Here is a 26383-nt window from a genome sequence, read left to right as displayed (position 1 = left end):
GCCTTGATCGTTATCAATTCTCACGCCCATTCAGCGCGTTACCTTCGCCCTTAGTTAAGCAATGTCGATTTATCAGAGAGCCGTAAGGTTCCACAAAGGAGAAACCCGATGAGTAAATTCCTGGACCGGTTTCGCTACTTCAAGCAGAAGGGCGAAACCTTTGCCGATGGGCACGGCCAGCTTCTCGAAACAAACCGGGACTGGGAGGACGGATACCGCCAACGTTGGCAGCATGACAAAATTGTGCGCTCAACCCATGGGGTGAACTGCACCGGTTCTTGTAGCTGGAAAATTTATGTCAAAAATGGTCTGGTGACCTGGGAAACACAGCAAACCGATTACCCGCGCACCCGTCCTGATATGCCAAACCATGAACCTCGCGGCTGCCCGCGCGGCGCAAGCTACTCCTGGTATCTCTACAGCGCTAACCGACTGAAATATCCGCTGATGCGCAAACGTCTGATGAAGATGTGGCGCGAGGCGAAAAAACTGCATCGCGATCCGGTAGAGGCATGGGCCTCCATCATTGAAGATGCCGATAAAGCCAAAAGCTTCAAACAGGCGCGTGGTCGTGGCGGCTTTGTTCGCTCCTCATGGCAGGAAGTGAACGAGCTGATCGCCGCTTCCAACGTGTACACCGTGAAAACCTATGGCCCTGACCGCGTCGCGGGCTTCTCACCCATTCCGGCGATGTCGATGGTCTCCTACGCTTCCGGCGCACGTTATCTTTCGCTGATTGGCGGTACCTGCCTGAGCTTTTACGACTGGTACTGCGACCTGCCGCCAGCCTCCCCGCAAACCTGGGGCGAGCAGACCGACGTGCCGGAATCCGCTGACTGGTACAACTCCAGCTATATTATCGCCTGGGGCTCTAACGTGCCGCAAACCCGTACGCCGGATGCCCACTTCTTTACCGAAGTACGTTACAAAGGCACCAAAACCGTCGCGGTGACGCCGGACTATGCCGAAATCGCCAAACTGTGCGATCTGTGGCTGGCGCCGAAGCAGGGGACCGATGCGGCGATGGCGCTGGCGATGGGCCACGTCATGCTGCGCGAATTCCACCTCGACAACCCGCGCCAGTACTTCACCGATTATGTCCGCCGCTATACCGACATGCCAATGCTGGTGATGCTTGAAGAGCGTGATGGTTATTATGCCGCAGGTCGTATGCTGCGCGCTGCCGATCTCGTTGATTCGCTGGGGCAGGAAAATAACCCGGAATGGAAAACCGTCGCTATCAACAGCAACGGTGAAATGGTGGCGCCAAACGGTTCAATTGGTTTCCGCTGGGGCGAAAAAGGCAAATGGAACCTCGAGCAGCGCGACGGGACTACCGGTGCAGAAACTGAATTGCAGCTCAGCTTGCTGGGCAGCCAGGATGAGATTGCTGACGTGGGCTTCCCGTATTTCGGCGGCGAAGGTTCAGAGTACTTTAATCATGTGGCGCTGGATAACGTCCTGCTGCACAAATTGCCGGTTAAACGTCTGCAACTGGCCGATGGTTCTACCGCGCTGGTCACCACCGTGTATGACCTGACTATGGCGAACTATGGTCTGGAACGCGGCCTCAACGATGAAAATTGTGCCGCCAGTTATGATGATACCAAAGCGTATACGCCAGCATGGGCCGAGCAGATCACTGGCGTGCCGCGGGCGCAGATCATCCGTATCGCACGGGAGTTCGCCGATAACGCGGACAAAACGCACGGGCGTTCAATGATTATCGTTGGCGCCGGTCTGAACCACTGGTATCACCTCGATATGAACTATCGCGGGCTGATTAATATGTTGGTGTTCTGTGGTTGCGTTGGTCAGAGCGGCGGCGGCTGGGCGCACTACGTCGGCCAGGAAAAACTGCGTCCGCAGACCGGCTGGCAGCCGCTGGCGTTTGCCCTTGACTGGCAGCGTCCGGCGCGTCACATGAATAGCACCTCTTACTTCTATAACCACTCCAGCCAGTGGCGCTACGAGACGGTGACCGCCGAGGAATTACTGTCGCCGATGGCGGACAAATCCCGCTATAGCGGTCATCTGATTGACTTCAATGTGCGCGCCGAGCGTATGGGCTGGTTGCCGTCGGCGCCGCAGTTAGGCACTAACCCGCTGTATATTGCGCGTGAAGCGGAAAAAGCCGGTATGACGCCGGTAGACTATACCGTCAAATCCCTGAAAGAGGGTTCGATTCGCTTTGCCGCCGAGCAGCCGGAAAACGGTAAAAACCACCCGCGTAACCTGTTCATCTGGCGTTCTAACCTGCTTGGGTCTTCCGGTAAAGGCCATGAGTACATGCTGAAGTATCTGCTGGGTACTGAGCATGGTATTCAGGGGCTGGATCTAGGTAAACAGGGCGGTGTGAAGCCGGAAGAAGTGGAGTGGCGTGACAATGGCCTGGACGGCAAACTGGATCTGGTGGTGACGCTGGACTTCCGCCTGTCGAGCACCTGCCTGTACTCCGATATCGTACTGCCGACGGCGACCTGGTATGAAAAAGACGATATGAATACCTCGGATATGCATCCGTTTATTCATCCGCTGTCTGCCGCCGTAGATCCGGCCTGGGAATCGAAAAGCGACTGGGAAATCTACAAAGGCATTGCGAAGAAATTCTCCGAAGTCTGTATAGGCCACTTGGGTAAAGAGACTGACGTCGTGACGCTGCCGATCCAGCACGATTCTGCCGCTGAACTGGCGCAGCCGCTGGACGTGAAAGACTGGAAAAAAGGCGAATGCGATCTGATTCCAGGGAAAACCGCGCCGCACATCATGACCGTCGAGCGCGATTATCCGGCGACTTACGAACGCTTTACCTCTATCGGCCCGCTGATGGAGAAAATCGGCAACGGCGGGAAAGGGATTGCCTGGAACACGCAGAGCGAAATGGACTTGCTGCGTAAGCTCAATTACACCAAAGCGGACGGTCCGGCGAAAGGCCAGCCGATGCTCAACACGGCGATTGACGCGGCAGAGATGATCCTGACGTTAGCGCCGGAAACCAACGGTCAGGTGGCGGTGAAAGCCTGGGCGGCGCTGAGCGAGTTTACCGGTCGCGACCATACGCATCTGGCAACCAATAAAGAAGAAGAGAAAATCCGCTTCCGCGATATTCAGGCCCAGCCGCGCAAAATTATCTCCAGCCCGACCTGGTCTGGTCTGGAGGATGAGCACGTTTCTTATAACGCCGGTTATACCAACGTTCACGAGCTGATCCCGTGGCGTACGCTGTCTGGTCGCCAACAGTTGTATCAGGATCACCAGTGGATGCGCGACTTCGGCGAAAGTCTGCTGGTGTATCGCCCACCGATCGACACCCGCTCGGTGAAAGCGGTGATGGGGCGTAAATCCAACGGTAATCCGGAGAAGGCGCTCAACTTCCTGACGCCGCACCAGAAATGGGGCATCCACTCGACCTACAGCGATAACCTGTTGATGTTGACCTTGTCGCGTGGCGGCCCGATTGTGTGGATGAGCGAAACCGACGCCAAAGATCTGGGCATTGAAGATAACGACTGGATCGAAGTCTTCAACAGCAACGGCGCATTGACCGCACGCGCAGTGGTCAGCCAGCGTGTACCGGCGGGCATGACCATGATGTACCACGCGCAGGAACGTATCGTAAACCTGCCGGGGTCGGAAATTACCCAGCAGCGCGGCGGTATTCATAACTCGGTGACGCGCATTACGCCGAAACCGACCCATATGATCGGCGGCTATGCGCAGTTAGCCTACGGCTTTAACTACTACGGTACCGTCGGCTCCAACCGCGATGAGTTTGTGGTGGTACGTAAGATGAAGAACATTAACTGGTTGGATGGCGAAGGCAATGACCAGGTACAGGAGAGCGTAAAATGAAAATTCGTTCACAAGTCGGCATGGTGCTGAATCTCGATAAGTGCATCGGCTGTCATACCTGTTCAGTCACCTGTAAAAACGTCTGGACTAGTCGCGAAGGTATGGAATACGCCTGGTTCAACAACGTAGAAAGTAAGCCTGGCGTTGGTTTTCCGAATGACTGGGAAAATCAGGAAAAATGGAAAGGCGGCTGGATCCGCAAAATCAACGGCAAACTACAGCCGCGCATGGGCAACCGGGCGCTGCTGCTGGGTAAAATCTTCGCTAACCCGCATCTGCCGGGCATTGACGACTACTACGAGCCGTTTGATTACGACTACCAGAACCTGCATACCGCGCCGGAAAGCAAACATCAGCCAATCGCGCGTCCGCGCTCGCTGATTACCGGCCAGCGGATGGACAAAATTACCAGCGGGCCAAACTGGGAAGAGATTCTGGGCGGCGAGTTCGAAAAACGCGCCAAAGACCAGAACTTCGAAAACATGCAGAAGGCGATGTACGGCCAGTTCGAAAACACCTTCATGATGTATCTGCCGCGCCTGTGCGAGCACTGTCTCAACCCGGCGTGCGTGGCGACCTGCCCGAGCGGTGCTATCTACAAGCGTGAAGAAGATGGCATCGTGCTGATCGACCAGGACAAGTGCCGCGGCTGGCGGATGTGCATCACCGGTTGCCCGTACAAGAAGATTTACTTCAACTGGAAGAGCGGCAAGTCCGAGAAGTGCATCTTCTGCTACCCGCGTATCGAAGCCGGTCAGCCGACCGTTTGCTCGGAAACCTGCGTGGGCCGTATCCGTTATCTTGGCGTACTGCTGTATGACGCAGATGCCATTGAAAGCGCCGCCAGTACGGAAAACGAAAAAGATCTGTATCAGCGTCAACTGGACGTGTTCCTCGATCCGAACGATCCGGCTGTCATTGAACAGGCGCTGAAGGACGGCGTGCCGCAGAGTGTGATCGATGCGGCGCAGCAATCGCCAGTGTACAAAATGGCGATGGACTGGAAGCTGGCGCTGCCGCTGCATCCGGAATACCGCACGCTGCCGATGGTCTGGTACGTGCCGCCTTTGTCACCGATTCAGTCTGCCGCCGACGCGGGTGAACTGGGCAGCAACGGTATTCTGCCGGATGTAGACAGTCTGCGTATCCCGGTGCAGTACCTGGCGAACCTGTTGACCGCTGGCGACACTCAGCCGGTACTGTTGGCGCTGAAACGGATGCTGGCGATGCGTCACTACAAACGTGCGGAAACCGTAGACGGTAAAGTGGATACCCGCGCTCTGGAAGAGGTGGGTTTAAGCGAAGCCCAGGCGCAGGAAATGTATCGTTATCTGGCGATTGCCAACTATGAAGATCGCTTTGTGGTACCGAGCAGCCATCGTGAACTGGCGCGTGACGCATTCCCGGAGAAAAACGGTTGTGGCTTTACCTTCGGCGATGGTTGCCACGGGTCTGATACCAAATTCAATCTGTTCAACAGCCGCCGCATCGACGCTGTTGATGTGACCAGCAAAACGGAGCCGCACGCATGATTGAACTCGTCATTGTTTCGCGTCTGCTCGAGTACCCGGATGCTGCCCTGTGGCAGCATCAGCAGGAGTTGTTCGATGCGCTCGCGTCATCTGAGAACCTGGATAAAGAGGATGCCCAGACTCTGGGCGTTTTCCTGCGTGATTTAACCGCGCAGGACATGCTGGATGTACAGGCCGCTTATAGCGAACTGTTTGACCGTGGTCGCGCCACATCACTGCTGCTGTTTGAACATGTTCACGGGGAGTCCCGCGATCGCGGTCAGGCGATGGTTGACCTGATGGCACAGTATGAGCAGCACGGTTTGCAGCTCGACAGCCGCGAACTTCCCGATCATCTGCCGCTGTATCTGGAATACCTTGCGCAATTGCCGAAAAGCGAAGCGTTAGGGGGGTTACAGGATATCGCGCCGATTCTGGCGCTGCTCAGCGCACGTTTGCAACAGCGTGACAGCCGTTATGCGGTGCTGTTCGATCTGCTGTTAAAACTGGCGAATACCGTTATCGACAGCGACAAAGTGGCTGAAAAAATTGCGAATGAAGCACGTGATGATACCCCGCAGGCGTTGGATGCGGTCTGGGAAGAAGAGCAGGTGAAATTCTTCGCCGATCAAGGGTGTGGCGAGTCGGAAATCTCCGCTCACCAGCGTCGTTTTGCCGGGGCCGTGGCGCCGCAATATCTGAATATCACCACCGGAGGACAGCACTAATGCACTTCCTGAATATGTTCTTCTTTGATATCTACCCGTACATTGCCGGATCGGTATTTCTGATCGGTAGCTGGTTACGTTACGACTACGGTCAGTACACCTGGCGGGCGGCTTCCAGTCAGATGCTGGATCGCAAAGGAATGAACCTGGCGTCAAACCTGTTCCACATTGGGATTCTGGGTATTTTCGCCGGTCACTTCCTGGGCATGTTAACGCCGCACTGGATGTATGAAGCTTTTCTGCCGGTCGACGTGAAGCAGAAGATGGCGATGATTGCCGGCGGCGCCTGCGGCGTGCTGACGCTGGTTGGCGGTATTTTACTGCTCAAGCGTCGTCTGTTTAGCCCACGTGTCCGCGCCACCACTACCGGCGCAGATATTTTGATTCTCTCGCTGCTGGTGATTCAGTGCGCGCTGGGCCTGCTGACCATTCCGTTCTCCGCCCAGCATATGGACGGGAGTGAAATGATGAAGCTGGTCGGGTGGGCGCAGTCAGTTGTGACCTTCCACGGTGGCGCATCCGCACATCTGGACGGTGTAGCCTTTATCTTCCGTATGCACCTGGTACTGGGGATGACGCTGTTCCTGTTATTCCCATTCTCGCGCCTGGTGCATATCTGGAGCGTGCCGGTCGAGTACCTGACCCGCAAATACCAGATTGTTCGTGCACGTCACTGATTGTGCATTGACAAGCTTAAGTCACTGTAATACTGAGATGTATTCAGCAATATAGCAGAAAAAAATAGCACGGGCATGGAGGCTGACTTCCTGCCCGTTTTTTCGCACTTCTTGCCCATTTTTCCCTGCGTGAGCGGGGATAAGCACACGTTGAACCGCTCGGTGCCTTATTTTCGGCTGGGTAATATGACATTAATAAGCCCCAGAAGCCGATTTACGCGCTCCTGAATTGATGCAGGCATCAACAAGTGGAGCCGATAACCATAACGTGGATATATTTCTCTCATTGCCTCATATGTCCGTACCGCTTCCTCCCACGATTGTGTTCGTTCGTTATCCTGCTTATATATCGCTTTCCATGGCGGGAGAATAATAACGTCAGTGGCATAGCGAAATTGGTTAATAGCACGATGTAACCGGTTGGGTATTGGTTCGCCCACCAGCGTGAGATAGCCTGCAATATCCGGCAGCGCACGGTCGTAGAAGAGGGGACGATCGGACTGTTCGGCCTGATACCAGGCATTAATATCCATTGCCTGCATGGCTTCTGCAAATCGCGCCGGAGAACGCCACGGCAGCGCATCGCCGTTTATGTCCATTTGTTGTTTGATAACAGCACGCCCGGATTCGGGCTGACAGTGGAAACCACTTTTTTCCAGAGCCGTAATCAGCGTAGTTTTACCCGCGCTGGGCCCGCCAGTAATGATAATGCGTGAATTCATAGCAATAGCCTTTATGCATTTGTAGTGAGGAAATTGGGGGTAGGTGTTGAAAAAGATCTGAAGGCAGCGGTTTTCGGATGTGAATGACGTGATTTGGAATAGATGTGTTCAGCAGCGGATGACGGGGGAAGGATTACTCAGCGCTGCGCGCTTCGCCCTTCGGGTCGTTGCCGTTGGCAACGCTTTCTCGCTTTCGCTCGAATCGAACCTTAGTCGAAGCTTCTCATCCTTCCCCGTACGGAGAGATATGAGGCACTGTGCTTAACGGGGATAAGATACGCGACGAGAGTGATGGTGGTGGGGGAAGGATTCGAACCTTCGAAGTCGATGACGGCAGATTTACAGTCTGCTCCCTTTGGCCGCTCGGGAACCCCACCAGGGGTAATTCAAATTGTAGGTAAAGCTTGAAGATGGTGGTGGGGGAAGGATTATTCGTCGCTTCGCTCCTCACCCTACGGGCCGTTGCCGTTGGCAACGTTCTCTCGCTTTCGCTCGAGTCGAACCTTAATCGAAGGTTCTCACCCTTCCCCGACAAGTGCAAACTTCTGCATTGCTCATCGAGTTAACTACATCGCTGTAGTGAATAATGGTGGTGGGGGAAGGATTCGAACCTTCGAAGTCGATGACGGCAGATTTACAGTCTGCTCCCTTTGGCCGCTCGGGAACCCCACCACGGGGTAATGCTTAATACTGGCCTGCTTCCTTTCGGGAAGCGGGGCGCATCATATCAAATGACACGCCGCTGTAAAGCATTCCTTTGCCTGAAATGAACTGTTTGCGTACTTTTCATCCGTAACGGATTAAAGCTAATCAATTCATATTACTGACGATTAAAGAATAATCGTCCGATTGCCGTAAACAAAGACTCGCTGTGCCAGAACCTGATACAGCGCGCGGCTTAATACGTTTTTCTCAACGTCGCGCCCGGCACGCATCATATCTTCTGCGGTGTAGGTGTGATCGACGTGAATCACGTCCTGCATAATGATTGGGCCTTCATCCAGATTATCATTCACATAGTGCGCGGTAGCGCCGATGATTTTCACGCCGCGCTCATAGGCCTGATGATAAGGGCGCGCGCCGATAAACGCCGGCAGGAATGAGTGGTGGATATTGATAATTTTGTTCGGGAAGCGCGCCACAAAACCTGGCGTTAAAACACGCATATACTTGGCCAGCACCACATAGTCCGGTTGATGGGCATCAATGGCGTCCGCCATCTTCGTGTCATGCTCTTCACGCGTTAATCCCTCATGGCTGACCAGTTCAAAAGGGATCTCAAAACGTTCAACCAGCGAGCGTAACGTTTCATGGTTGCCAATGACCGCAGCGATTTCAACATCCAGCCCGCCATAGTTGGCTTTCATCAGCAGGTCGCCCAGACAATGCGCCTCTTTGGTAACCAGAATCACTACCCGACGGCGTCCGGCGGGATTGAGTTCACGAACAGAGCCTTCCGGTAAGGCGCTGTCCAGATCGGCCAGAAGAGTGGAATCATTGAAGATGCCTTCCAGCTCGGTCCGCATAAAAAAGCGTCCGGTGCGATGGTCCACAAATTCATTGTTTTGCACAATATTAAGCTCGTGCTTATAGCAAATGTTGGTAATCCGCGCGATAAGGCCTTTTTGATCGGGACAAATAGTACGCAGAACTTTACGTTGTAGTGATTGCATTGCCGGAAAAATCCTGTTGAGAGTGTTTGCTGTATCGATACTGTCAGGCGTCACTGGCCGCAGCACTTTTTAAATTTTTTGCCTGAACCGCACGGGCAGGGATCATTTCGACCCAACTGCGGGCGGGTACCGTCAATATAATACCACTGACCGTTTTCTTTGATAAAACGAGAGCGTTCGATAATCGCCCCGGTTTTCCCTTGTTCGGAAAAACGCGCGATAAAACTAACATACCCTGTATTTTCTGCTTCTGACCAGGTATGTTCAAAAATAGTCAGGCCGAGCCACCTGGTATTGGCAAATCCGGCGATGATATCATCACGAAACGCGGCCGCATTGCAGGTTGGATGCCAGCTCTTAATTAAGTAATCTGCGTCTTTCATCACAAAAGCGCAGTAACGAGAGCGCATGAGATGTGACGGATCGGGTGCTACTCGTTCTCCGGACACAATACGACCACAACATAGGCTATACTCGTCAGCGCTACCACAGGGACAAGGCTGAGACACAATAATCTCCCTGAATATAAAAAACGGCGTTGAACGCCAGGGTGGCATTATGTTAACTGAGCAGTGGCGATGTTGCTACGTCTTGAAGCCAGGGGAAGTCGTTAAGTACGATGAGAAAAATGAAAATAGGGCTGGCGCTGGGATCTGGCGCAGCGAGAGGATGGTCTCATATTGGGGTCATCAAAGCCCTCAAGCAAACAGGCATTGATATTGATATCGTTGCAGGATGCTCAATAGGTTCACTGGTCGGCGCCGCGTATGCCTGTAATAAATTATCGGCGCTTGAACAGTGGGTATGTTCATTCCGCTACTGGGATGTTTTACGCCTGATGGATGTATCCTGGGGCAGAGGAGGGTTGCTTCGCGGCGAACGCGTATTTAATCACTATCGGGATATTATGCCCGTCACGGATTTTGACCACTGTTCAAGACGTTTTGGCGCGGTCGCGACGAATCTTAGCACGGGACGAGAGCTATGGTTTACTGAAGGCGATCTACACCTTGCTGTACGCGCGTCGTGCAGTATGCCAGGGCTGATGTCTCCGGTTGAGCATAACGGTTACTGGCTGGTAGATGGCGCAGTCGTTAATCCGGTACCTGTTTCGTTAACCAGGGCGCTGGGGGCTGATATCGTTATTGCGGTAGACCTGCAACATGATGCCCACCTCATGCAGCAAGATTTGCTCTCTGTAAATGTCGGGAATATCAATGAAGAGAGCGATGATGCGCTGCCCTGGCATAAGCGTTTAAAAGAACGTTTCAGTAGCCTGACTTCACGCCGTGGCGTGAGTTCGCCTGGGGCAATGGAAATCATGACAACCTCCATTCAGGTGTTGGAAAATCGTCTTAAACGTAACCGTATGGCTGGCGATCCGCCTGATATTCTCATTCAACCATTCTGTCCGCAAATCTCTACGCTGGATTTTCATCGCGCCCATGCCGCTATTGCGGCGGGTCAGTTAGCCGTAGAGAAAAAGATGGACGAACTTATACCCTTGGTGCGTACCGACGTTTAATGTACCTTTTACGATCACTTAAGCAAATTCTGACAGGCGCAAGCGGCAATACCATGCCACTATTGATTAAAGCCAGTCAGGGGAGAGAACATGACGCAGCCATTGGTCGGAAAACAGATTCTTATTGTTGAAGACGAGCCTGTATTTCGCTCGCTTCTGGATTCGTGGTTTTCCTCTTTGGGAGCGACAACGGCATTGGCAGGCGACGGGGTGGATGCCCTGGAGTTGATGGGGCGTTTTACCCCTGATCTCATGATATGTGATATCGCTATGCCGAGAATGAACGGTCTCAAACTGGTAGAAAACTTACGTAATCGCGGAGACCAGACGCCTATTCTGGTTATTTCCGCAACAGAAAATATGGCGGATATCGCCAAAGCGTTACGCCTTGGGGTTGAAGATGTCTTGCTGAAGCCGGTAAAAGATCTCAACCGCTTGCGGGAAACCGTATTCGCTTGCTTATACCCTAATATGTTTAACTCGCGGGTTGAAGAAGAAGAACGCCTGTTTCGTGACTGGGATGCAATGGTGAGTAATCCGACCGCCGCAGCGCAATTGTTGCAGGAATTGCAGCCCCCGGTACAGCAGGTGATTTCCCATTGCCGCATTAATTACCGGCAGCTCGTCTCCGCCGATCAGCCTGGACTGGTGCTGGATATTGCGCCGCTATCTGATAACGAACTGGCATTTTATTGCCTGGATGTCACCCGGGCGGGCGATAACGGCGTGTTAGCCGCATTGTTGCTACGGGCGCTATTTAACGGCTTATTGCAGGATCAGCTAGGCCAACAAAAGCACCGTTTACCGGAGTTAGGCGCGCTATTAAAACAGGTAAATCATCTGCTCAGACAAGCCAATTTACCTGGGCAATTCCCACTATTTGTCGGCTACTATCACAGTGAGCTCAAAAATTTGATTCTCGTCTCCGCCGGATTGAACGCCACCTTAAATACGGGCGCTCATCAGGTTCAAATTAGCAGCGGCGTGCCGCTAGGAACATTGGGTAACGCCTACCTTAACCAATTAAGCCAGCGTTGCGACTCATGGCAGTGTCAAATATGGGGCGCAGGAGGGCGTCTGCGATTGATGTTGTCTGCGGAATGACCAAACGGAAGAGTGAGCGGAAATTGCTTTACCGGCCTTTCCCGACGAGTGTTACTATCTGCGGCAGATTTATAAGTATTTGTCTTAATTATACCAATATAAGTCCTTTTTGGACCTGAGGCTTGTTCTGGTACTGATATACTGGAACACGATACAGATTAATGAACACGTTCAATACATGAACAGTCCAGGAGAATTTTAAATGGCTGCCCTTAATTCGAAAGTCAAAAAAGCCGTTATCCCGGTCGCGGGATTGGGAACCAGGATGTTGCCAGCGACCAAAGCTATCCCGAAAGAGATGCTGCCGCTGGTTGATAAGCCATTAATTCAGTACGTCGTGAACGAATGTATCGCTGCTGGCATTACTGAAATCGTGCTTGTGACGCACTCGTCTAAAAACTCTATTGAAAACCACTTTGATACCAGTTTTGAGCTGGAAGCGATGCTGGAAAAACGCGTTAAGCGTCAGCTTCTGGAAGAGGTTCAGTCTATTTGCCCTCCGCATGTCACTATTATGCAGGTACGTCAAGGGCTGGCAAAAGGCCTGGGCCATGCCGTATTGTGCGCGCATCCCGTTGTCGGAAACGAACCTGTCGCTGTTATTCTGCCAGACGTTATTCTTGACGAATATGAGTCCGACCTGTCTCAGGATAACCTGGCTGAAATGATCCGCCGTTTCGACGAAACCGGCAATAGCCAGATTATGGTTGAGCCGGTAGAAGATGTGACTGCATACGGCGTGGTAGATTGCAAAGGCGTTGAGCTGACACCGGGCGAAAGTGTGCCGATGGTTGGCGTGGTTGAAAAACCAAAAGCGGATGTCGCGCCGTCTAACCTTGCGATTGTCGGGCGTTATGTGTTGAGCGCGGATATCTGGGCGTTGCTGGCGAAAACCCCTCCGGGCGCCGGGGATGAAATTCAGTTGACCGATGCTATCGATATGCTGATCGAAAAAGAAACGGTTGAAGCCTACCACATGAAGGGTAAAAGCCATGACTGTGGTAATAAGTTAGGATATATGCAGGCATTCGTTGAATATGGCATCCGTCATAATTCGCTGGGTGCTGAATTTAAAGCCTGGCTTGAAGAAGAAATGGGTATTAAGAAGTAACGATACGTTATAAATTCTTTAACAGAAGCGCTGGTAAATCCGGCGCTTTTTTTATGCCTGGGGTTGTCAGCGGAGAACTCAGGCAAAAAAAATCCCGCCAGCGGCGGGATTTTAAGCATCCAGGAAGTAAATTATTCCTTGATCAGGAAATCTTCCAGTTGCTTACCTTGTTCTTCCATTGCTTTTTTGATTACAGCCGGTGTACGACCCTGGCCAGTCCAGGTTTTAGTTTCACCGTTTTCGTCAACATAGCTATATTTAGCCGGACGAGCTGCGCGTTTAGCTTTGGTGCCGGATTTAGCGGCAGCCATGCTATTCAGCAGTTCATTCGGGTCAATGCCGTCGGCAATTAACATTTCACGATACTGTTGCAGTTTACGAGTGCGTTCTTCCACTTCAGCAGCAGCAGCGCTTTCTTCTTCACGACGCTCATTAACGACAACTTCTAATTTTTCCAGCATTTCTTCAAGCGTTTCCAGAGTACATTCTCTTGCCTGCGCACGAAGAGTACGGATGTTGTTCAGAATTTTAAGTGCTTCGCTCATTGTAGTAATCTCAAACTTATATTGGGGTGGTTTGTTGAGCTAATAATAGAGCGATAAATTCAGTTGTGCAATAGCCAGGAATGTAAGGAATTCAAAATTACGCTTTATTAAGCACACGTTTTAATTATCTCAACTTAAATTTTCCTTGAGGCGACGCACAAAAAAGAGCTTATTGGCAGGGGGGATACTCATCGTCTGTCGCTAAAAATTTAGGAGTCAGGTCACATTTTATCATGATGAAATACGATCTCATTGCAGAGATATCAATCTCTTGTATTAGCTTTCCTTACAAGAAAACCCTATTACTTTGCACCGGGTATGAGTAACGGTAACAATAAGTACAAGGTTTTCATATTGGCGGGTGATGATAAGCATTGTTGATGAATTTTAACGGCATAATTTGTGAAGGAATGTGTATATACCCTTCATACTTCAAGTTGCTTATGTGTTGGCTACGCTCGCTCACCCCAGCCACATAGATATCTATGCTCCTGGGCACTCACTCCCTTGCCGCCTTTAAGCAACTCGAATTATTTTGGGTATAGTGAGCGATGTTTGTACAATTCTTAATACTCACCGGAGCGCGAGCCGCGCCGTCGCGTCGGTAAATTATGGTACAATCCCGCCAATCTTTATTTCACTCAGGTGAGGTCCTGCGACCAATGGCACAGCTATATTTCTACTATTCGGCAATGAATGCGGGTAAGTCGACTGCACTGCTGCAATCTTCATACAATTATCAGGAACGCGGGATGCGTACCGTCGTATATACGGCGGAAATCGACGATCGTTTCGGCGCAGGCAAAGTCAGCTCTCGTATCGGTTTGTCGTCGCCGGCAAAATTGTTTAACCAAAATACATCCTTGTTTGAAGAGATTCGTGCCGAGAGCGCGCGGCAGACAATACATTGCGTGTTAGTCGACGAAAGCCAGTTTTTGACTCGCCAGCAGGTTTATCAATTATCCGAAGTTGTCGACAAATTAGATATTCCAGTACTCTGCTATGGGCTACGAACAGACTTTCGTGGGGAGCTCTTTGTCGGCAGCCAATACTTGCTGGCATGGTCAGATAAGCTGGTGGAATTAAAAACTATCTGTTTCTGCGGTCGTAAAGCCAGTATGGTGCTGCGCCTTGATCAGGACGGCAGGCCTTATAACGAAGGCGAACAGGTGGTTATTGGCGGGAATGAACGCTACGTTTCAGTTTGCCGTAAGCATTATAAGGACGCGTTGGAGGAGGGCTCACTGACGGCGATTCAGGAGCGTCATCGGCACATATGATACCGAGGTAACGATCGGCTTATAAAACGCCCTGTAGCGCTTTGGAGGTCATTATTCAGGCCTCCTGACGAAGGGCGTGCCGTGAGCACGTAGGCCAGATGATCAGCATAGCGCCTTCAGGCATCAGATAAACAGGTAAAACAAAAAAACGGCCTCAATTGAGGCCGTTATTGTCATGCTAAAGCAGATAACGAATTAAGCGGATTTTTTCGCTTTTTTCTCTGCTTTCGGTGCGGCAACGACGTCTTTCTTCGCTGCAACTTCACCTTCGGTGAAATCACGACCGTAGTAGGTATCCAGCAGAATCTGTTTCAGTTCGGAGATCAGCGGATAACGCGGGTTAGCGCCGGTGCACTGGTCATCGAAGGCATCTTCAGACAGTTTGTCAACGTGTGCCAGGAAGTCAGCTTCCTGCACGCCTGCTTCACGGATAGACTTAGGAATGCCCAGCTCAGCTTTAATGCTTTCCAGCCATGCCAGCAGTTTTTCAATCTTAGCGGCGGTACGGTCGCCCGGCGCGCTCAGGCCCAGGTGGTCAGCAATTTCAGCGTAACGACGGCGTGCCTGCGGACGATCGTACTGGCTGAAAGCGGTCTGCTTGGTCGGGTTGTCATTCGCGTTGTAGCGGATAACGTTACAAATCAGCAGGGCGTTCGCCAGACCGTGCGGAATGTGGAACTGAGAGCCCAGTTTGTGCGCCATGGAGTGACATACACCGAGGAAGGCGTTGGCAAACGCGATACCGGCGATAGTCGCTGCACTGTGAACACGTTCACGCGCAACCGGGTTTTTAGACCCTTCGTGGTAAGACGCCGGCAGGTTTTCTTTCAGCAGTTTCAGAGCCTGCAGAGCCTGACCGTCAGAGAACTCAGAAGCCAGTACGGAAACGTAAGCTTCCAGGGCGTGAGTTACCGCATCCAGACCACCGAACGCACACAGGGACTTCGGCATATCCATCACCAGGTTGGCGTCGACAATCGCCATATCCGGGGTCAGGGCGTAGTCAGCCAGCGGATATTTCTGACCGGTTGCATCGTCGGTCACAACCGCAAACGGTGTGACTTCAGAACCGGTACCGGAAGTGGTGGTGACGGCGATCATTTTCGCTTTCACGCCCATTTTCGGGAACTTGTAGATACGTTTACGGATGTCCATAAAGCGCAGCGCCAGTTCTTCGAAGTGAGTTTCCGGGTGTTCGTACATGACCCACATGATTTTCGCGGCGTCCATCGGGGAACCACCGCCCAGCGCGATGATTACGTCCGGTTTGAAGGAGTTCGCCAGCTCAGCGCCTTTGCGAACAACGGAAAGCGTCGGGTCGGCTTCAACTTCGAAGAAGACTTCGGTTTCAACGCCAGCCGCTTTCAGCACAGAGGTGATCTGGTCTGCGTAGCCGTTGTTGAACAGGAAGCGGTCAGTCACGATGAGCGCACGTTTGTGGCCATCAGTAATCACTTCATCCAGCGCGATGGGCAGAGAGCCACGGCGGAAGTAGATAGATTTCGGAAGTTTGTGCCACAACATGTTTTCAGCTCGCTTAGCAACGGTTTTCTTGTTGATCAGGTGTTTCGGACCAACGTTTTCAGAGATGGAGTTACCACCCCAGGAACCACAACCCAACGTCAGGGAAGGTGCGAGTTTGAAGTTGTACAGATCACCGATACCACCCTGAGAGGCCGGGGTGTTGATCAGGATACGCGCGGTTTTCATCATCTGACCGAAGTAAGCAACGCGTTCTGGCTGGTTATCCTGGTCAGTGTACAGGCAGGAGGTGTGACCGATACCGCCCATAGCGACCAGTTTTTCTGCTTTTTCTACCGCTTCTTCGAAATCTTTCGCACGATACATCGCCAGAGTCGGAGACAGTTTTTCGTGTGCGAACGGTTCGCTTTCATCAACGACCGTAACTTCACCGATCAGAATCTTGGTGGTTTCTGGTACGGAGAAGCCTGCCAGTTCAGCGATTTTGTAGGCTGGCTGACCAACGATAGCGGCGTTCAGAGCGCCATTTTTCAGGATAACGTTTTGAACCGCTTTCAGTTCCTGGCCCTGCAGCATGTAGCCGCCGTGGCTGGCGAAACGTTCGCGAACGGCATCATAGACGGAATCAACAACGACAACAGACTGTTCAGAAGCACAGATTACGCCGTTATCGAAGGTTTTAGACATCAGAACAGACGCCACAGCGCGTTTGATATCAGCGGTTTCATCAATGACAACCGGAGTGTTACCTGCGCCTACGCCGATAGCCGGTTTACCGGAGCTGTATGCAGCTTTAACCATGCCTGGACCGCCAGTGGCGAGGATCAGGTTAATATCCGGGTGGTGCATCAACGCGTTAGACAGTTCTACGGAAGGTTGATCGATCCAGCCAATCAGATCTTTCGGCGCGCCGGCAGCGATAGCCGCTTGCAGAACGATGTCTGCCGCTTTGTTGGTTGCTTCTTTAGCGCGCGGATGCGGAGAAAAGATGATGGCGTTACGGGTCTTCAGGCTAATCAGCGATTTGAAGATCGCGGTAGAGGTTGGGTTAGTGGTTGGAACGATACCGCAAATAATGCCGATAGGTTCAGCAATGGTGATGGTCCCGAAGGTGTCGTCTTCAGACAGCACACCGCAGGTTTTTTCATCTTTATAGGCGTTGTAAATATATTCAGAAGCGAAGTGGTTTTTAATCACTTTGTCTTCCACGATACCCATACCGGATTCGGCGACGGCCATTTTGGCCAGCGGAATGCGGGCGTCAGCGGCTGCCAGAGCGGCGGCGCGGAAGATTTTGTCGACCTGTTCTTGAGTGAAACTGGCATATTCACGCTGGGCTTTTTTTACACGCTCTACGAGTGCGTTAAGTTCAGCGACATTAGTAACAGCCATAATGCTCTCCTGATAATGTTAAACTTTTTTAGTAAATCATCTGCGCGATACGTGAGTATAGACAGATCGACGATACTTTGTATAAATGCCTGAAATTCAGGTGGTTACTTAACGTCCGTTTCGCTCTGATTTACTAAAAGAGCTTCTGCGTTAGTATCATTTAACTCTAACGCGTTACGTCCAGGTGGCGTAAGCAAGATTACTCACTTCTGAGTAGCGATTGTGTGATCTAAATCAAGATTACGCAAAGCTGACACCTTTCAGCAGGCCATTTTAGCCTTTTATGTAAATTGTTAAGAAATCGTTGTCATGAAGAGTGAGTGGATTAGCATAACGAGTACATATAAATAACAGCGATGAATGGATGAAATTAGGTGTAGATAAGAGGTGAACTATGCGAATAAAAGGCGTATCTTCTGCGCGTTTTGATCATTAACGAACATTGACTTCATCCGGCTAACGCTTCGGAGCTAACCGTGATTCAACCGCTTTTTGATTTTCCTGTTTACTTTAAGTTCTTTATCGGGCTCTTTGCGCTGGTTAACCCGGTGGGGATTATCCCCGTTTTCATCAGCATGACCAGCTACCAGACGGCCACGGCGCGTAATAAAACTAACCTCACCGCGAATCTGTCGGTCGCGATTATCTTGTGGAGTTCCTTATTCCTCGGCGATGGCATCCTGCAGCTGTTTGGTATTTCTATTGATTCGTTCAGAATTGCGGGCGGTATCCTGGTTGTCACCATTGCAATGTCGATGATCAGCGGGAAGCTGGGGGAAGATAAACAAAACAAGCAAGAAAAGTCAGAGACGGCCATACGCGAGAGCATTGGCGTTGTGCCGTTAGCGCTGCCGTTAATGGCGGGGCCAGGGGCGATTAGCTCCACTATCGTCTGGGGGACGCGTTATCACAGCATCGCGCATTTGCTTGGTTTTTCAGTTGCCATTGCGCTTTTTGCGCTTTGCTGCTGGGGCGTGTTCCGTATGGCGCCGTGGCTGGTTCGTTTGCTGGGGCAAACCGGTATCAACGTTATTACCCGAATCATGGGGTTGTTGTTAATGGCGCTCGGCATCGAATTTATTGTCACAGGAATAAAAGGCATTTTCCCCGGCTTGCTCAACTAAACTCCCACCTGTTGATTTACAGGCGGCGCCCTAAGGGGGCCGCCTTGTGACATTCCCAGTGACATTCCCACGTAACACTTCTTACTTTGATAAGCATTCAGCGTTTAAATGATAAAAAATACTAATATAATCTAACGCTATTTATTTTTATTAATCAAACTATTATCAACATTACTGAGTCCGTGAGAAGCGGTAGGTCTGTTATTTTATTCACACCATACTCTGGGGCTTGATGAAGGATTATTGAAATGTTATTAGTTGTTTCAGCTCCATCGTAGATGAATGTGCTAAATAATGAGCATTTGTTAAATTTGTGTGTGTTTTCTGGCGCAGGTATATCCTACGCTGTGACAGCGAGATGATTTTCTTTCAACTTATTGATTATAAAGAATAAATTAAAGCTTTTTAACATTCTTTAACTGTTTTTCTGAGCAGGAAATTTTCCATAAAAGAGAATTGGTTAACAAAATTGTAAAATGAATTGGCGGTTCAGAAACGCATTTGATACTTTTCGGCCAAACATTTTGCAGAAGATTTCACATTGTTGATAACTATTTTCATTTACATGGTTGTCAGAAATAACGTGCGACGTGGGCAGGTACGTCGTATACCGAATCGACGAAAGGCGATCGAACGAATCGTCAGAATAAATAAAGTCGGTGATAGCAAAAGCAGTGACAGACCTGGCAGTACACCACCAGTGCTGTACAGGAACCCTGACGGGATTAAACAGGCTGGTAAAAACCAGTAATTATAATGAGTGGAGTACAAACACAATGTCTAACATCACGAAAAAAAGTTTGATTGCAGCGGGAATACTCACTGCGCTCATCGCCGCCAGCGCCGCGACTGCGGCAGACGTGCCCGCCGGCGTTCAGTTAGCCGACAAGCAAACGTTGGTACGTAATAATGGATCAGAAGTGCAGTCTCTCGACCCGCATAAAATTGAAGGCGTGCCGGAATCGAACGTCAGTCGTGACCTCTTCGAAGGCTTATTAATTAGTGATGTCGAGGGGCATCCTTCACCGGGCGTCGCGGAAAAATGGGAAAATAAAGATTTTAAAGTCTGGACATTCCATCTACGTGAAAATGCGAAATGGTCAGATGGTACGCCCGTCACCGCCCATGATTTCGTTTATAGCTGGCAACGCCTGGCCGATCCTAATACGGCATCGCCGTACGCCAGCTATCTGCAATACGGTCATATCGTTAATATCGATGACATTATCGCCGGTAAAAAACCCGCCACCGATCTGGGGGTAAAAGCGCTTGATGATCACACCTTTGAAGTGACCTTAAGTGAGCCGGTGCCTTATTTCTACAAATTGTTGGTCCACCCTTCAGTGTCTCCTGTACCGAAATCAGCGGTCGAAAAATTTGGCGATAAATGGACGCAACCAGCCAATATTGTCACTAACGGCGCTTATAAGTTAAAAAATTGGGTGGTGAACGAACGTATCGTGCTGGAGCGTAACCCGCAATACTGGGATAACGACAAAACCGTCATCAATCAGGTAACTTATTTGCCTATCTCTTCGGAGGTGACGGATGTTAACCGCTACCGCAGCGGCGAGATCGATATGACTTATAACAATATGCCAATCGAATTATTCCAGAAACTGAAGAAAGAGATCCCGAATGAAGTCCGCGTAGACCCTTATTTGTGTACCTATTATTACGAAATTAATAATCAAAAAGCGCCGTTTAACGATGTCCGCGTGCGTACCGCGCTGAAACTGGCGTTAGATCGCGACATTATTGTTAATAAGGTTAAAAATCAGGGCGATTTACCCGCTTATAGCTATACGCCGCCGTATACCGATGGCGCAAAACTGGTAGAGCCTGAGTGGTTCAAATGGTCCCAGCAAAAGCGTAATGAAGAAGCGAAGAAATTGTTGGCTGAAGCCGGCTTTACGGCGGATAAGCCCTTAACATTCGACCTGCTGTATAACACCTCCGATCTGCATAAAAAACTGGCCATTGCCGTGGCGTCTATCTGGAAGAAAAATCTGGGCGTCAATGTGAATCTGGAGAATCAGGAATGGAAAACCTTCCTGGACACCCGTCATCAGGGCACCTTTGATGTCGCCAGAGCCGGGTGGTGCGCAGATTATAATGAACCGACCTCGTTCCTGAATACCATGTTGTCCGACAGTTCAAATAACACCGCGCATTATAAGAGCCCGGCGTTTGATAAGCTGATTGCCGACACGCTGAAAGTGGCGGACGATACGCAGCGCAGCGAACTCTACGCTAAAGCGGAGCAGCAGTTAGATAAAGACTCGGCTATTGTGCCGGTGTATTACTACGTTAACGCGCGCCTGGTGAAACCTTGGGTGGGCGGGTATACCGGTAAAGACCCGCTGGATAATATTTATGTGAAAAACTTATATATTATCAAACATTAATGGCAAGACATGGGACAACTGCGGTTGTCCCATGGTGTCTTTTTTCATCGCACTATAACTTTCCCTGGCGGATCTTTTGTCACGTCCGGGAAGTAAAGGCACAGGCCAGAAGGTACGGGCAATGTTGAAATTTATTTTACGCCGCTGTCTGGAAGCGATTCCGACGCTGTTTATTCTTATTACCATCTCTTTCTTTATGATGCGCCTCGCGCCGGGTAGCCCTTTTACCGGCGAGCGCGCATTGCCGCCGGAAGTGCTGGCCAATATTGAAGCAAAATATCATCTGAACGATCCCATCATGACGCAGTACTTCAGCTACCTGAAGCAGCTGGCGCATGGCGATTTTGGACCATCGTTTAAATATAAAGATTACACGGTCAACGATCTGGTTGCCGCCAGCTTCCCCGTTTCGGCGAAACTTGGCGCCGCCGCTTTTTTGCTGGCGGTCATTATTGGTGTCAGCGCTGGCGTGATTGCCGCGCTAAAGCAAAATACGCGATGGGATTATACGGTGATGGGATTTGCCATGACCGGCGTCGTTATCCCCAGTTTTGTGGTGGCGCCGTTACTGGTGATGGTCTTTGCGATAACCTTGCAATGGCTGCCTGGCGGCGGCTGGAACGGCGGGGCGTTAAAATTTATGATCCTGCCGATGGTCGCGCTTTCACTGGCCTATATTGCCAGCATCGCTCGTATTACGCGCGGCTCAATGATTGAAGTTCTGCATTCGAACTTTATTCGTACCGCGCGGGCAAAAGGATTACCGATGCGCAGAATCATCTTCCGCCATGCGTTAAAACCTGCGCTGCTGCCGGTTTTATCCTATATGGGGCCAGCCTTTGTCGGCATTATTACCGGCTCAATGGTGATTGAAACGATTTATGGCTTACCGGGCATTGGGCAGCTTTTCGTTAATGGCGCGCTCAACCGCGATTACTCGCTGGTGTTAAGTTTGACCATTTTAGTCGGGGCGCTGACCATATTGTTTAACGCCATTGTCGATGTGCTCTATGCCGTTATCGACCCGAAAATTCGCTATTGATACTGGAGCTCGCGATGATGTTAAGTAAGAAAAACAGCGAGACGCTGGAAAATTTCAGTGAAAAGCTGGAGGTGGAAGGTCGCAGCCTTTGGCAAGATGCCCGTCGGCGCTTTATGCATAACCGTGCGGCGGTGGCCAGTCTTATTGTCCTGTTTCTGATAGCCCTATTCGTGACAGTAGCGCCTATGCTGTCGCAATTTACCTATTTCGATACCGACTGGGGCATGATGTCCAGCGCGCCGGATATGGCGTCCGGCCACTATTTCGGCACTGACTCTTCCGGGCGCGATCTGTTGGTGCGCGTTGCCATCGGCGGGCGTATCTCATTAATGGTCGGGATTGCCGCCGCGCTGGTGGCGGTCATTGTCGGAACGCTGTATGGCTCGCTGTCCGGCTATCTGGGCGGCAAAATTGATTCTGTGATGATGCGGTTGTTGGAGATCCTCAACTCATTCCCGTTTATGTTCTTTGTGATTTTGCTGGTGACGTTTTTTGGGCAGAACATTCTGTTGATTTTCGTCGCCATCGGCATGGTCTCCTGGCTTGATATGGCGCGTATCGTGCGTGGCCAAACCCTAAGTCTTAAACGTAAAGAGTTCATCGAAGCCGCGCAGGTGGGAGGTGTGTCGACCGCCAGCATTGTGATCCGCCATATTGTGCCTAACGTCCTGGGCGTAGTGGTAGTGTATGCATCGTTGCTGGTGCCCAGCATGATTCTGTTTGAGTCTTTCCTCAGTTTCCTGGGGCTTGGGACGCAGGAACCGTTAAGCAGTTGGGGAGCGTTATTGAGCGATGGCGCAAATTCAATGGAAGTCTCACCGTGGCTGCTGCTGTTTCCGGCTGGCTTTCTCGTGGTGACGTTATTCTGTTTTAACTTTATTGGCGATGGCCTGCGTGATGCCCTCGACCCGAAAGATCGTTAAGGAGTACAGCCATGAGCTTATCAGAAACCGCAACTCAGGCGCCGCAACCGGCGAATGTACTGCTGGAGGTAAACGATCTTCGTGTTACGTTCGCTACGCCTGATGGCGATGTGACGGCGGTCAACGATCTGAACTTTACGCTTCGCGCTGGAGAAACGTTAGGTATTGTTGGCGAGTCTGGATCGGGGAAATCGCAAACGGCGTTCGCATTAATGGGACTGCTGGCGACGAATGGTCGAATCGGCGGTTCCGCGACCTTTAACGGACGTGAAATTCTTAATCTACCTGAGCGCGAACTGAATACGCTGCGCGCAGAACAGATTTCGATGATTTTTCAGGACCCGATGACCTCGCTAAATCCTTATATGCGCGTTGGGGAGCAGTTAATGGAAGTCCTGATGCTGCATAAAGGGATGAGCAAAGCGGAAGCTTTTGAAGAGTCCGTCAGAATGCTGGATGCCGTAAAAATGCCGGAAGCGCGCAAACGGATGAAAATGTACCCGCACGAATTTTCCGGCGGAATGCGTCAACGTGTGATGATTGCGATGGCGCTGTTGTGCAGGCCGAAACTGCTTATTGCCGATGAGCCTACCACCGCGCTTGATGTTACCGTGCAGGCGCAGATTATGACCTTGCTTAATGAGCTAAAGCGCGAATTTAATACCGCCATTATCATGATTACCCACGATCTGGGCGTGGTCGCGGGTATTTGCGATAAGGTCCTGGTAATGTATGCCGGGCGTACCATGGAATACGGTAAGGCGCGCGATGTCTTTTATCAGCCCGTTCATCCGTATTCGATAGGCCTGCTTAATGCGGTGCCGCGTCTGGATAGCGAGGGGGCGGAAATGCTGACGATTCCGGGCAATCCTCCCAATTTATTGCGTTTGCCTAAAGGTTGTCCATTCCAGCCGCGTTGTCCTCATGCGATGGAGATCTGCAATAATGCGCCGCCACTTGAAGCGTTCAGTCCTGGTCGCTTGCGCGCCTGTTTTAAACCGGTGGAGGAACTGCTATGAATGCTGTGATTGAACAACGTAAAGTTCTCCTCGAAATCGCCGATCTGAAAGTACATTTTGATATCAAAGAAGGAAAGCAGTGGTTCTGGCAACCGCCGAAAACCCTGAAAGCGGTGGACGGCGTTACGCTACGCCTGTATGAAGGCGAAACGCTGGGCGTGGTGGGCGAATCCGGCTGCGGCAAGTCGACGTTTGCGCGCGCCATTATTGGTCTGGTGAAGGCGACAGACGGTAAAGTCGCCTGGCTGGGAAAAGATCTGCTGGGCATGAAAGCGGATGAGTGGCGCGAGGTGCGCAGCGATATCCAGATGATTTTCCAGGACCCGCTGGCGTCACTCAATCCGCGAATGACGATTGGCGAAATTATCGCTGAACCGCTGCGCACTTATCATCCTAAACTTTCGCGCCAGGACGTGCGTGACCGCGTGAAAGCCATGATGCTGAAAGTGGGGCTGCTGCCGAATCTCATCAACCGTTATCCCCATGAATTTTCCGGGGGGCAGTGCCAGCGCATCGGTATCGCCCGGGCGTTGATCCTGGAACCTAAGCTTATTATTTGCGATGAGCCGGTGTCGGCGCTGGACGTTTCTATTCAGGCGCAGGTGGTGAATTTGCTCCAGCAGTTACAGCGAGAGATGGGGCTGTCGTTGATTTTTATTGCGCACGACCTGGCGGTCGTAAAGCACATATCCGATCGTGTCCTGGTGATGTATCTCGGTCATGCAGTAGAATTGGGCACCTATGATGAGGTGTACCATAATCCACTGCATCCTTATACCAAAGCGCTGATGTCGGCGGTACCGATTCCCGATCCCGATCTGGAGCGAAATAAGAAGATACAATTGCTGGAGGGCGAATTACCTTCGCCCATTAACCCGCCTTCCGGCTGCGTGTTCCGTACACGCTGTCCGCTAGCCGGGCCAGAATGCGCGCAAACGCGACCGGTGCTGGAAGGGAGTTTTCGCCATGCCGTTTCCTGCCTTAAAGTAGACCCGTTATAATCGCAAGGGCTGACAATTCGTCAGCCCTTCTTTTAGGTGAGGTTACCGTGTCACTTTCTTTGTCGTCGGTTCGCCGTCGTCTTTATCATAATCTGTTCGATTTGACTACGCGCTCAGGTCGCCGTTTTGAAGGGTTATGCGCGCTGTTTGCGCTGCTTAGCGTACTGGTCATTTTTGTTGAATCAGGCGTAGGAACGGAATATCACCTGACATTTGATGAATGGCATATTTTTGTCTGGCTGGAGCTCTGCGTTACCCTGATATTTACCGGTGAATACTTGCTCAGACTGTTTAGCTGGCCCGAACCGGCAAAATACGTTTTTAGTTTCTGGGGATTTATTGATCTGGTGACGATTTTGCCGCTGTACGTCATGTGGCTGTGGCCGGAAATTAGCCTGAACTATATGTTTGCCTGGCGCGCTATGCGAGCGATTCGCGTACTGCGTATCCTTAAACTGCTACGCTTTATGCCATCCCTGCGGGTATTCTGGAGCGCCATTATTAGCGCGCGTCATCAGCTTATTCTGTTCTATTCATTTATTGCGATCGTGATGATTATTTTCGGTGCCCTGATGTATCTTATTGAAGGACCGAAATATGGCTTCACGACGCTTAATGCCTCGGTGTATTGGGCGATAGTGACAGTCACAACCGTGGGGTACGGTGATATTACGCCGCATACGCCGCTGGGACGTATTGTCGCGTCGGTGCTTATTTTGATTGGTTATTCGGTGATTGCGATTCCTACAGGACTGATTACCACGCACATGAGCAGCGCGTTTCAAAAACGTCACTGGCAGCGAAAATGTCCGCAGTGCCAGCAAAGCCAGCATGAACATAGCGCGCAATATTGTAACCGATGCGGCAGTAAGCTACCGGATTAAACAGGCTTGCCGGAGGGCGCAATCAAACGCCATCCGGCCTGAACCGCTTATTCGCGCCAGAGAATATGGCACAGCTTGTGGTCCTTTTCCCGGCATAGCAGAACGCGGGCGAAAATGTCGTTAATTTCGCCGTCTTCGGTATCCGCCAGGCCAATCACCACCTCGGCAAAAAAGTCTGGATTCAGGTCAAAATCAACGTGCTCTTGCCAGTCTTCAGCGGGATCAAACAACTCCGCACCGCCGCGCTCCTCGAATTGCAAATTGAACAGAATGATATCAGCCGGATCAAGATTATCCGCCGCCAGCTCAAGAAAAATATCGTAAGCCTGCTCAAGCGTTTCGTCTTCAGTCAGGCGATTGTTCAGATCCATTTCCATAGT

At 51.1% G+C, this 26383-nt stretch carries 21 protein-coding genes, 2 tRNA genes and 2 other RNA genes; 15 read left to right on the top strand and 10 right to left on the bottom strand.

The genetic code is table 11. The features are described 5' to 3' along the window. Positions 1-108 precede the first annotated feature (108 nt). The 4 genes from ACLJZ5_RS02505 to narI are packed head-to-tail and all read left to right on the top strand — an operon-like array spanning position 109 to position 6768. On the top strand, positions 109-3852 hold the full coding sequence (locus tag ACLJZ5_RS02505; RefSeq protein ID WP_024797700.1) for a nitrate reductase subunit alpha: 3744 nt from the start codon (positions 109-111) through the stop codon (positions 3850-3852). Beyond that, a complete protein-coding gene (gene narH / locus ACLJZ5_RS02500; RefSeq protein ID WP_000702628.1) occupies positions 3849-5384 on the top strand; it encodes a nitrate reductase subunit beta in 1536 nt (511 codons plus the stop codon). Before ACLJZ5_RS02505 ends, narH begins: the two co-directional genes overlap by 4 nt. Continuing rightward, positions 5381-6091 (top strand): nitrate reductase molybdenum cofactor assembly chaperone, encoded by a 711-nt coding sequence (gene narJ / locus ACLJZ5_RS02495; RefSeq protein WP_000571668.1) that lies wholly within the window; start codon positions 5381-5383, stop codon positions 6089-6091. Before narH ends, narJ begins: the two co-directional genes overlap by 4 nt. Then, positions 6091-6768 (top strand): respiratory nitrate reductase subunit gamma, encoded by a 678-nt coding sequence (narI, locus tag ACLJZ5_RS02490; protein WP_000545594.1) that lies wholly within the window; start codon positions 6091-6093, stop codon positions 6766-6768. Before narJ ends, narI begins: the two co-directional genes overlap by 1 nt. Before the next feature lie 167 nt (positions 6769-6935). Here narI and ACLJZ5_RS02485 read toward each other — a convergent pair whose 3' ends face one another. From ACLJZ5_RS02485 to ACLJZ5_RS02455, 7 genes are all read right to left on the bottom strand, one after another. Next, positions 6936-7490 (bottom strand): AAA family ATPase, encoded by a 555-nt coding sequence (locus ACLJZ5_RS02485; RefSeq protein WP_001088482.1) that lies wholly within the window; start codon positions 7488-7490, stop codon positions 6936-6938. A gap of 116 nt (positions 7491-7606) precedes the next feature. Next, positions 7607-7738: non-coding RNA, RtT sRNA (locus tag ACLJZ5_RS02480), on the bottom strand. A gap of 44 nt (positions 7739-7782) precedes the next feature. Beyond that, positions 7783-7867, bottom strand: a tRNA-Tyr gene (locus tag ACLJZ5_RS02475). 34 nt (positions 7868-7901) lie between these two features. Next, positions 7902-8033, bottom strand: a non-coding RNA gene (locus tag ACLJZ5_RS02470) — RtT sRNA. A 44-nt stretch (positions 8034-8077) separates the two neighbouring features. Then, positions 8078-8162, bottom strand: a tRNA-Tyr gene (locus ACLJZ5_RS02465). Positions 8163-8320: 158 nt separating this feature from the next. Next, on the bottom strand, positions 8321-9163 hold the full coding sequence (gene purU, locus ACLJZ5_RS02460; protein WP_001191156.1) for a formyltetrahydrofolate deformylase: 843 nt from the start codon (positions 9161-9163) through the stop codon (positions 8321-8323). A gap of 50 nt (positions 9164-9213) precedes the next feature. Beyond that, positions 9214-9672: a YchJ family protein gene (locus tag ACLJZ5_RS02455; RefSeq protein WP_001540172.1), complete on the bottom strand. Its 459-nt coding sequence runs from the start codon at positions 9670-9672 to the stop codon at positions 9214-9216. Between the two features lie 110 nt (positions 9673-9782). Here ACLJZ5_RS02455 and rssA point away from each other — a divergent pair, with 110 nt between their 5' ends. From rssA to galU, 3 genes are all read left to right on the top strand, one after another. Next, the gene (gene rssA, locus ACLJZ5_RS02450) at positions 9783-10688 is read left to right on the top strand and encodes a patatin-like phospholipase RssA (RefSeq protein ID WP_001230575.1); all 906 of its coding nucleotides are present in this window, start codon (positions 9783-9785) and stop codon (positions 10686-10688) included. 90 nt (positions 10689-10778) lie between these two features. Beyond that, positions 10779-11792, top strand: coding sequence for a two-component system response regulator RssB (rssB, locus tag ACLJZ5_RS02445; protein WP_000193432.1), 1014 nt, complete (start codon positions 10779-10781; stop codon positions 11790-11792). A gap of 202 nt (positions 11793-11994) precedes the next feature. Continuing rightward, entirely contained in the window at positions 11995-12903 is a 909-nt protein-coding gene (galU, locus tag ACLJZ5_RS02440) for a UTP--glucose-1-phosphate uridylyltransferase GalU (RefSeq protein ID WP_024798314.1), read from the top strand. Positions 12904-13034: 131 nt separating this feature from the next. Here the strand turns inward: galU and hns are convergent, their stop codons facing one another. Next, complete coding sequence (hns, locus tag ACLJZ5_RS02435) at positions 13035-13448, bottom strand: histone-like nucleoid-structuring protein H-NS (RefSeq protein ID WP_001287383.1); 414 nt, start codon at positions 13446-13448, stop codon at positions 13035-13037. Positions 13449-14110: 662 nt separating this feature from the next. Here hns and tdk point away from each other — a divergent pair. Then, positions 14111-14728, top strand: a complete 618-nt coding sequence (tdk, locus tag ACLJZ5_RS02430) for a thymidine kinase (RefSeq protein WP_000068097.1) — start codon at positions 14111-14113, stop codon at positions 14726-14728. A gap of 195 nt (positions 14729-14923) precedes the next feature. Here tdk and adhE read toward each other — a convergent pair whose 3' ends face one another. Then, entirely contained in the window at positions 14924-17602 is a 2679-nt protein-coding gene (gene adhE / locus ACLJZ5_RS02425; protein WP_000301678.1) for a bifunctional acetaldehyde-CoA/alcohol dehydrogenase, read from the bottom strand. A 476-nt stretch (positions 17603-18078) separates the two neighbouring features. On the opposite strand from adhE, the gene ACLJZ5_RS02420 reads away from it, so the two are divergent. From ACLJZ5_RS02420 to ACLJZ5_RS02390, 7 genes are all read left to right on the top strand, one after another. After that, a complete protein-coding gene (locus tag ACLJZ5_RS02420; protein WP_000615840.1) occupies positions 18079-18726 on the top strand; it encodes a YchE family NAAT transporter in 648 nt (215 codons plus the stop codon). 776 nt (positions 18727-19502) lie between these two features. Further along, a complete protein-coding gene (gene oppA / locus ACLJZ5_RS02415; protein ID WP_023227267.1) occupies positions 19503-21134 on the top strand; it encodes an oligopeptide ABC transporter substrate-binding protein OppA in 1632 nt (543 codons plus the stop codon). Between the two features lie 121 nt (positions 21135-21255). After that, entirely contained in the window at positions 21256-22176 is a 921-nt protein-coding gene (oppB, locus tag ACLJZ5_RS02410) for an oligopeptide ABC transporter permease OppB (RefSeq protein WP_000911097.1), read from the top strand. A gap of 14 nt (positions 22177-22190) precedes the next feature. Further along, positions 22191-23099 carry an oligopeptide ABC transporter permease OppC gene (gene oppC / locus ACLJZ5_RS02405; protein ID WP_000979653.1) on the top strand — a complete coding sequence of 303 codons (909 nt, stop codon included), beginning with the start codon at positions 22191-22193 and terminating at the stop codon, positions 23097-23099. Between the two features lie 11 nt (positions 23100-23110). Beyond that, a complete protein-coding gene (locus ACLJZ5_RS02400; RefSeq protein WP_000058857.1) occupies positions 23111-24118 on the top strand; it encodes an ABC transporter ATP-binding protein in 1008 nt (335 codons plus the stop codon). Next, entirely contained in the window at positions 24115-25119 is a 1005-nt protein-coding gene (gene oppF, locus ACLJZ5_RS02395; protein WP_000994698.1) for a murein tripeptide/oligopeptide ABC transporter ATP-binding protein OppF, read from the top strand. The genes ACLJZ5_RS02400 and oppF overlap by 4 nt, the downstream gene beginning before the upstream one ends. A 47-nt stretch (positions 25120-25166) precedes the next feature. Beyond that, positions 25167-26003, top strand: coding sequence for an ion transporter (locus ACLJZ5_RS02390; RefSeq protein ID WP_000059074.1), 837 nt, complete (start codon positions 25167-25169; stop codon positions 26001-26003). Positions 26004-26050: 47 nt separating this feature from the next. Here the strand turns inward: ACLJZ5_RS02390 and ACLJZ5_RS02385 are convergent, their stop codons facing one another. After that, positions 26051-26380 carry an HI1450 family dsDNA-mimic protein gene (locus ACLJZ5_RS02385; protein ID WP_000425070.1) on the bottom strand — a complete coding sequence of 110 codons (330 nt, stop codon included), beginning with the start codon at positions 26378-26380 and terminating at the stop codon, positions 26051-26053. Positions 26381-26383 lie beyond the last annotated feature (3 nt).

This window comes from Salmonella sp. 5800, from assembly GCF_046558195.1.
In the GTDB taxonomy this organism is placed as follows: Bacteria; Pseudomonadota; Gammaproteobacteria; order Enterobacterales; family Enterobacteriaceae; genus Salmonella; species Salmonella enterica.
The sequence above is the reverse complement of the archived record's forward strand: the minus strand, read 5'-3'. Positions and strand labels throughout refer to the sequence as shown.